Below are 7,024 nucleotides of genomic sequence, written 5' to 3' on the forward strand. Positions count from 1 at the left end.
GTAGTTAGTATTTAGAATTGGTAAATAGTCCACCCATGAAGGGATGGAGTTTTAGTAAGAATATTTTAATTTTGTTTTGCTCACAAGAAGAGAAGTGTCTTGCGTCAACTCCTCTTGGAGTTGCTCCTGTTGAGGAAACCCCGATACCGCACTCCTCTCCCGTTGTGGCAACTTCTCTTGGGCGTTCTGGTAGCAATGGATACTGTTGGCGAACTTAACAAATCACCGCAGAGAAGATAGTCAGCACGGGAGAAGGAAAAAGATTCAAAGCCTGATTCCGTGTATTACACGAAGGAATAGAGTTATCCATGTATTACACGGTAGAAGGAAGTAGAGATTTAGAGGTGATTCAGGGTTTCAATTCAGGAATTCTTTAAGTAATAGCGAGTGCGGCAAATCTTGATGTCCGTGTTTTAGCATGAGGTACACCTTGTAAGCAATTCACCATCCTCACCACATTAATTGCTGCTGCTGTGATTACGTGCTGTAAATGGACTTTGGCTAAACTGGTATAACGAGCTTTCCGTAATCCAAAAGCCCTAACCCCTTGAGAAATTGTCCCTTCAACTCCTGCCCTTGTGTCATAAATTTCTTTCCAAGAGTCAGTTGATTGTTGAATCCGCAGCGATTGAAGTAATTCATGTTCTTTTTTTGGGCGTAGAGTCAGTCTTCTGGGTGCAGAATCCGACCGCGTACACATAGAACGACTCGAACATTGTTGACACGTCTTTCTAGGAAAACCCACACGGATTACCTGATTGCCCCACTTATCTTCATAAGGAGTCCACTTCTTGGTACTTTTTTTGCCCATTGGACAGGTGACACGCTTAGTGTTCCAATTTACCTTAAACTGGCTAATATCGTAACCCCCTGGAATTTTAGACTGCCAACTCACATTAGGTCACATTAGGACGCACTGGCCCAACAACTGTGACTTTATACTGTTTTTGACTGGTAACTAATAAATTAGCGTCAACATAACCAGCATCAAGGATATGCAATGCTGGGAGTAATTTTTTCGATGCCAAAGAATTATGGATTGGTTCGGTTTGGTCTACATCACTGATGTGTGCCTGAGTGGTCTCAACATTTGTAATTAGATGAACTTCGTCGGCATCACAAGTTTCAGTAATGTGGACTTTGTAGCCAGTCCAAGTCACACTACGCTTGTTACCATAACGAGCATCTTTGTCATAAGGGGAATCCATTCGGGTGCCAGTCGGTGGTAAATCAGCAGCAGCCCGCAAGCGTAAAGTGTCATTCTCGACATCATATTGATGAATCCAGGTCTGCCGCAGGATTTCTACTGCCGGAATCTGACGCAAATAGGCAACACTGGTCGTTGACCACAGAACTTTGAGTAACTGCATCCCGTCATTACCGATGATTTCAGCATATTTGGTTCGGGCAGTAATTCATGCAGGGTAAGTGATATTCATCAAAAGCACGACTATAACGTTCAAACCAGTCTTTTGGAACCCAAGAACGTAACCAGTCGGGGGCAACCGTAGCAATGGCATTGGGTGCGGCTCGAAGCGTTTCCCCATTCCCTTCGAGTCGATTCAAGGTACGAATTGCAGCCAAAACATGAGTGGAATCAGTTCTTTGCTTACCCCTCTCCTTTAACCACCCACGCTCTTTAAATTGCTGGAGCATCAGCTGCAAAAGTTGTTGTTCCACCCCACCCGTAATCAGTCGCTTTCTAAATTCACACAGCACAGTGAAGTCAAAGCCTGGGTCAGTCAACTCCAACGACAAAGCATATTTCCAGTCAATACGACTGCGAACCGCAACAGAAACGCTTGCCGCTCTGATAATCCTTCAATAAATTGCATCACACAAATTAATGCTAACCGCCAAGGTGTGACAGCAGGTTGACCATCATTAGGAAATAGAGTTTCAAAATCGTAGTCACTGTAGAATGTCCCTATTTCATCTCGCATCGTTAGATATAAGTTGCCTTTAGGAAAAGCTGCTTGAGCAACTTGGCTAGTTGACACTGGAACTGGGTTGATCCGGTACGGTTGTAGAGACATAACTATTCTGTGATCTACAAAATTGGCTTCGGAGGTGAGGATGTTTTCTAGCATAACTTTTTCCATGTGTTACGTGGTAAAACAAGTTAAAGTTAAGCCATGTAATACACGGAAGCGAGAGTTGTGAAGCGAGACATTCAGGGAAAGTTTACCTTTAAAAATGATGATTATCGTGAAGTTCGCACTTTGAGACTAACGGACGCTACCTGGAAAGCATTAGGTATTGCCGCCGAATGTCTTGGAATCACCAAGGCTGATTTACTGGAAAACTTTGTCAGGGAAAACAATTTGACGTTTACTGTTGCTCCTGTTCTCAAACAACCTTCTTCAAATAATCCACAGGTTGAACAACTGACAGTTTTAGCCGAGCAGGTTTTAGCAGAGCTAAAGCTAGGTAAACAAGCGACCGGCTATAAATCGGCTCAAAAAGCTTTAAAACGATTAATTGAATTGGTTTCTACATCAACAACCGCTTCCAAGTAATACATGGATAAATCTATCCCCCATGTATTACACGGAAGTGGGCTTTGAATTTTTTTCTTTCCCCCGTACTGACTATCTTCTCTGCGGTGATTTGTTAAGTTCGCCAACAGTCGTCATGAACTGCGTACACCAGCACACATGGAAATCTATTTCCAAGTCAGTATCGATTGCTGATTTACCCCCGAAAACAGCAAAACATATTTAGCTGTCAATCCGCGTACCTATCTTCGATTTGGACGAACTGAACTAACCATTCGGTGTCCAAACGGTTTGATTTCCTTGACCCCAAGCGCCATCAAACTTTGTCACTTTGACATCCCCTAAAACCTGAGTTTGGCAAGCTAGTCGGCGGTTCTGCGCGAGAGAATGGGGCGGTAGCGATCGCCGTGTGCGCTCGCGCCATTCTGGTTCTGAAACAGCCCCTTCTACCTGAACTGCACAAGTGCCACAAGTGCCGAGTCCGTGGCAGTTGATCGCTGAAGTAGCCCCGTTGTAGAGGTCAATCCCATTCTGGAGCAGCACCTGACGTAAATTAGCCCCTTGAGCGCATTCAAAGGTTGTTCCTTGAGCAGTTACTTTAGGCATAAAAGTCGATCTCCATTGCTAGGATTTAGATATTCATTTCAAGCGGAAATTCATGATGCGGCTTTAGCCTACGATTAATGCACTACAACTGTAGTGCAAAATACTCAGTATTATAGCTAGATGCGTCCCCAACTATGAGTTCTGTAGCTCACTCTGAGATGTGAAGCCTTGGCGCTTCATACAGTTATTCAACTCAATTTCTGCTTGACTCAGTTTGGGGTTAGTCTTGAGGTTAAAAGCTCGCTCAAGCTGATCGTTGCCCATTTCGTCCCAGGCACGCTTGAAGCTTGGCTGGCTGAGTTGCTTGGGTAAGCAACTAATGAGAGCGATTAAACGCTCATCACCCTTGGCAGGAGTTGCGGTCGAAGCAAGCGAATTGGGCATGGCGATCGCTGAGTTGAAGGGAAGCCCTGGCAGCCAGATTAAGCCAGCCAGCAATCCTGTGAGGAGCGTGCGACGCAGTAAATTAAGAAATTGGTTAAAGCTAAACATTGTCAAATTCCCTTTTCCTAAGTGAGTTTACTTTTGAAACTTAAGTGAGAGCAGCAGAGAACCCTTCTGTTGGATAGCCAATAGCTTTCCAGGCTGCTAGACCATCCAACAGTTCAGCAACATTTTTATAGCCAGCTTTACGCAGATTCAATGCTGCTTGGGCGGTTTGCTCATTCGTCTCACCGTAAACATAAATGTCGCGGATTAGTTCAAAATTAGCGATCGCACGGGCAACTAGTTCGTTCATGGGAATCGAAACAGCTCCCATGATGTGGGTGGCATTGAAGGCATTACGATCTCTGACATCAACAATCGTCAAGGCTGGTTCGCCCCAATCGAGACGCTTTTTAAGGCTGGCAACGCTAGACTTATCCTCGATTGGTTTAGGAATGAAATTCATATTTTACCTTTGATATATTACCAACAGCAGTTGATTTGAGGCAGTGTAAAACAGTTGACCTAGTCCACGGCAAAAAAGTGGGGTCAGCATCACAGCAGGACAACTGCTGACCTACAAAATACTCCAAAAGTGAAGCAAGCCTTTACCAGAAAAAACTTCAATCAGGACGGTGGATATAAAGCCAATCATCGCTAAACGACCGTTCCAGAGTTCCGCTTGAGGTGTAAATCCCCAAAGCCAAGCATTGCGCTTATCGTTCATTGAGGAGGTGATGTTTGTGTTAGCTGACATGGTTAATACTCCAAGTTTTGTGACTTTAAGGAATTACTCATTTGTGCAAAATAAGGATTGCTTTGGTGGTTTTACAGAGAGGCGAAATCTTGATCTAATTTCCACTCTTGTTTCAGAATCTCCTTATACATTGTTTCCCGAATCATCATGTGCTTATGCTGCAAGATCAAGAACTCTTGAGCTTGCTCGCGGGACATTTGCTGCACTTGATCGGTCAAGTTTCTCAGGCTAAATTCTTGCTCTAAAGTTAGTTCGATATCCTTTGCCATAGTGCCTTCTGTAACTCAATTAGGGTGAAAACTGTGAGTTTGATGTTGTACTAGCTATGTTTTATGGTTTGTCTGTGCCATAAAAGTTTCCTAGGAATTAGTTTTGGCAATGGCTCTGCTTTTCGTGTCCATACTCGTTTAGAAAGGTCGGAACAAGAAAGTCTAGAAGATACTTGCAATCATGATCAAGCTGAGGTTGAAAAAATGGCCTACTGTATAGGCTAAGTCCAAGTGCCTTATCTTTTCTACCGAAGAGTGAAAAGCAGTGACCAGGCTTGAGTTGCGTTGATTTTCTCAAAGTGATTGAAACCGGGACTGAAGACAACAGGACTAAACACAGAGGGACTAGTAACGTCGTGAAGTCAAAAGACTTATATTCTCAGCTTTTGCGCCATTTTGAATGGTAGGTTTATTTCCGCCGTGGTGTACTAACCCAAGCTGCTAGTTATCAAAAAACGCCTATTTTTCAGTATAGAACCTTAAAATTTAGTATCTAGCAACACTGAAAAACAGAGATTTTGTATCAAAAAGATACGATTACGGGGCACTAACTAGCAACTTACGTTACTAGTTAAGTCAACATCAGTGGGACTGAACAGATAAGGATTAGTTAAGCCAACATTAGGTTTCATTGGTTTTATCCTTATATATTGCAAAAGTGTTCAGGGTATATGGTGAAGTTAAATTTCCTACAAGCCAGTCAACAGACCAATCGCGCCCAGGCTTGCTAGAGCGACTTTTCAAAACGTCTCCGCGCGTTTTTCTGGATACTGAGTAAAGCTAAACCGAGGCTCATGAATCATGTGCTTTCAAAGATTCGATGGCGTAGTTGTTCAGCCTACCGAATTCTTCCGTCACTAATACCGCTTTTTATCAGTTTTGCTTTTGGGTTTTGTAATGTTTTGTAAATTAAATCTAACATTTTTGTTACAAAACTGCAATGTTTATTGCCAAATAAAATAAATAATGATAAAGAATTTTTTCGGAATTACCTGTAGAAAATATATCCAAACAGTTGTGGGGCAGCAACTCTGACAATTTAAAGACTGCCTTTACCCAACTTCGTCAGGTTTCCCAAAACAATCACAAAACAGCTTTTGAACGTTGTCCTGGTAGCACTGTTTCTCATGGTGAACACATTCAAGGCAGACGGGGAACGGGGTATCAGCGCGAAAAACGAGGTTGGGGTAAAATTCACTATTAAAGCCCCAAAGCTCCGGTACTTGGTAAAAAATCTAACTTGTCACCCAAGCTAACTATCTGAGTGAAGTGTTTGCATCCATCTCAAGTGGGATCTCTAAACCTGTCAAAACAAGGAGAATTCATGCAGTTTCTTGCGGACACAGTTGCATTGTCGCGAATGCAGTTTGGGGTTGAGTTAGGTCGAGGGGGAGTATTATCTCCCGCCCTTCCCATTTAGAACCGGACATACCCGTTTCCGTGTATCCGGCTCCCGACAATCTTAAGTATCCCTTTTGCTCATGTGGATATATTGGTGACAGGATTGATGTACTGCCATCATATTTTGGGATTTCCAGTTATTGTGGTTGCCATCAATGTGATGGAGATGTATATCTTCACCGTCTATGAACCGAAGACCGCAATACCCACACTTATGGTCTTGCTTGATTAAAACTTTGGCTGTTATCCCATCGTAGTGGCGTGTCTAGACTAAAATGTTGCATTAGAATCACCTGTTTCATCGATTTCAAAAATTGGGTAAAGATGCTTAAGTTTGACACGAGCATCTTCAGTAGTAAAGTGCCAAATGACTTTACTAGCAGTACAGTTACGTGTGTTCTGCCAAGCAGCTAACTCAGTAGAAAGTTGTTCAGATGAAGAAATACGTTTATCTAAACATTGTTGGCTTAAGACACTTAATTCAATCTCAGCAATATTGAGCCAACTACCATTACCAGGAGTGTAGTAAATCTCTAGTTTTCGGGCTAAACGATGAGCTTCAGGTGCAGGAAAAGCTTCACATAAAGAAGCGATATTATGAGTATTGAGATGATCACAGACTAATTTGACTTTGTGAGCATGAGGATAGTCTTCATCTAATAATTGACGTACTTCAATAGCCCAATCTACACGAGTGCGATGGTCACGATTGCTGACTCTTCGCCAACCTCGATTCGGGTCGAAGAACATAAATAAAGCTTGGACTCCTTCACGAGTGTAATGATAATCTTCTTTTGCATCATGACCAGGTTCGACTGGAATCGGCTCGAAGACGTGTCCTGTTAACTGTATAGCTGCTTCATCCATACATATCAGCGGTTCTGATTCACCATGCTGTTGACTGTAAAGATCCAAAATTACTTCCATTTGGGAAATAAAACGTGCTAAGTCCCGTTCTGGGATACAAAACCGAATGGCACTAAGAAAAGCTGTAAGGTCTTCAGGATAAGGATTACAGCTTTTAATGCCAAAGAGTGGAGTCATGGACTATGTAGTTGCGCTCGCTG

General features: G+C 42.8%; 8 protein-coding genes and 2 pseudogenes. 2 read left to right on the forward strand and 8 right to left on the reverse strand.

Going from position 1 to position 7,024, the window contains the following annotated elements:
• Positions 1-373: 373 nt before the first annotated feature.
• A pseudogene (locus HCR01_RS36370) lies at positions 374-2,036 on the reverse strand (IS1182 family transposase).
• 123 nt (positions 2,037-2,159) lie between these two features.
• Here HCR01_RS36370 and HCR01_RS36375 point away from each other — a divergent pair.
• The gene (locus tag HCR01_RS36375) at positions 2,160-2,519 is read left to right on the forward strand and encodes a hypothetical protein (protein ID WP_193200760.1); all 360 of its coding nucleotides are present in this window, start codon (positions 2,160-2,162) and stop codon (positions 2,517-2,519) included.
• A 246-nt stretch (positions 2,520-2,765) separates the two neighbouring features.
• On the opposite strand, the gene HCR01_RS36380 is transcribed toward HCR01_RS36375, so the two are convergent.
• The 5 genes from HCR01_RS36380 to HCR01_RS36400 all read right to left on the reverse strand — a co-directional run bounded on the left by HCR01_RS36380 (position 2,766) and on the right by HCR01_RS36400 (position 4,556).
• On the reverse strand, positions 2,766-3,104 hold the full coding sequence (locus HCR01_RS36380; RefSeq protein WP_193200761.1) for a 2Fe-2S iron-sulfur cluster-binding protein: 339 nt from the start codon (positions 3,102-3,104) through the stop codon (positions 2,766-2,768).
• A 132-nt stretch (positions 3,105-3,236) separates the two neighbouring features.
• Positions 3,237-3,596 (reverse strand): hypothetical protein, encoded by a 360-nt coding sequence (locus HCR01_RS36385; RefSeq protein ID WP_193200762.1) that lies wholly within the window; start codon positions 3,594-3,596, stop codon positions 3,237-3,239.
• Positions 3,597-3,636: 40 nt separating this feature from the next.
• The gene (locus HCR01_RS36390; protein WP_193200763.1) at positions 3,637-3,996 is read right to left on the reverse strand and encodes a rhodanese-like domain-containing protein; all 360 of its coding nucleotides are present in this window, start codon (positions 3,994-3,996) and stop codon (positions 3,637-3,639) included.
• 111 nt (positions 3,997-4,107) lie between these two features.
• A complete protein-coding gene (locus HCR01_RS36395; protein WP_193200764.1) occupies positions 4,108-4,287 on the reverse strand; it encodes a chlorophyll a/b-binding protein in 180 nt (59 codons plus the stop codon).
• Positions 4,288-4,358: 71 nt separating this feature from the next.
• Positions 4,359-4,556 carry an NblA/ycf18 family protein gene (locus tag HCR01_RS36400; protein WP_193200765.1) on the reverse strand — a complete coding sequence of 66 codons (198 nt, stop codon included), beginning with the start codon at positions 4,554-4,556 and terminating at the stop codon, positions 4,359-4,361.
• Between the two features lie 1,015 nt (positions 4,557-5,571).
• On the opposite strand from HCR01_RS36400, the gene HCR01_RS36405 reads away from it, so the two are divergent.
• Entirely contained in the window at positions 5,572-5,760 is a 189-nt protein-coding gene (locus HCR01_RS36405) for a hypothetical protein (protein ID WP_193200766.1), read from the forward strand.
• A 258-nt stretch (positions 5,761-6,018) separates the two neighbouring features.
• Here HCR01_RS36405 and HCR01_RS36410 read toward each other — a convergent pair whose 3' ends face one another.
• On the reverse strand, positions 6,019-6,204 hold the full coding sequence (locus HCR01_RS36410) for an HNH endonuclease (protein ID WP_320073264.1): 186 nt from the start codon (positions 6,202-6,204) through the stop codon (positions 6,019-6,021).
• A gap of 23 nt (positions 6,205-6,227) precedes the next feature.
• Positions 6,228-6,929: pseudogene (locus HCR01_RS36415) on the reverse strand (IS630 family transposase); the annotation flags it as partial.
• Between the last annotated feature and the right edge of the window lie 95 nt (positions 6,930-7,024).

The organism is Nostoc sp. MG11 (assembly GCF_014904695.1).
Classification (GTDB): Bacteria; Cyanobacteriota; Cyanobacteriia; order Cyanobacteriales; family Nostocaceae; genus Komarekiella.

Excerpts from the sequence above, each read along its gene's own strand:
- HCR01_RS36400 (WP_193200765.1), bottom strand. The coding sequence starts at position 4,556 with ATGGCAAAGGATATCGAACTAACTTTAGAGCAAGAATTTAGCCTGAGA.
- HCR01_RS36380 (WP_193200761.1), bottom strand. The coding sequence starts at position 3,104 with ATGCCTAAAGTAACTGCTCAAGGAACAACCTTTGAATGCGCTCAAGGG.
- HCR01_RS36385 (WP_193200762.1), bottom strand. The coding sequence starts at position 3,596 with ATGTTTAGCTTTAACCAATTTCTTAATTTACTGCGTCGCACGCTCCTC.
- HCR01_RS36390 (WP_193200763.1), bottom strand. The coding sequence starts at position 3,996 with ATGAATTTCATTCCTAAACCAATCGAGGATAAGTCTAGCGTTGCCAGC.
- HCR01_RS36395 (WP_193200764.1), bottom strand. The coding sequence starts at position 4,287 with ATGTCAGCTAACACAAACATCACCTCCTCAATGAACGATAAGCGCAAT.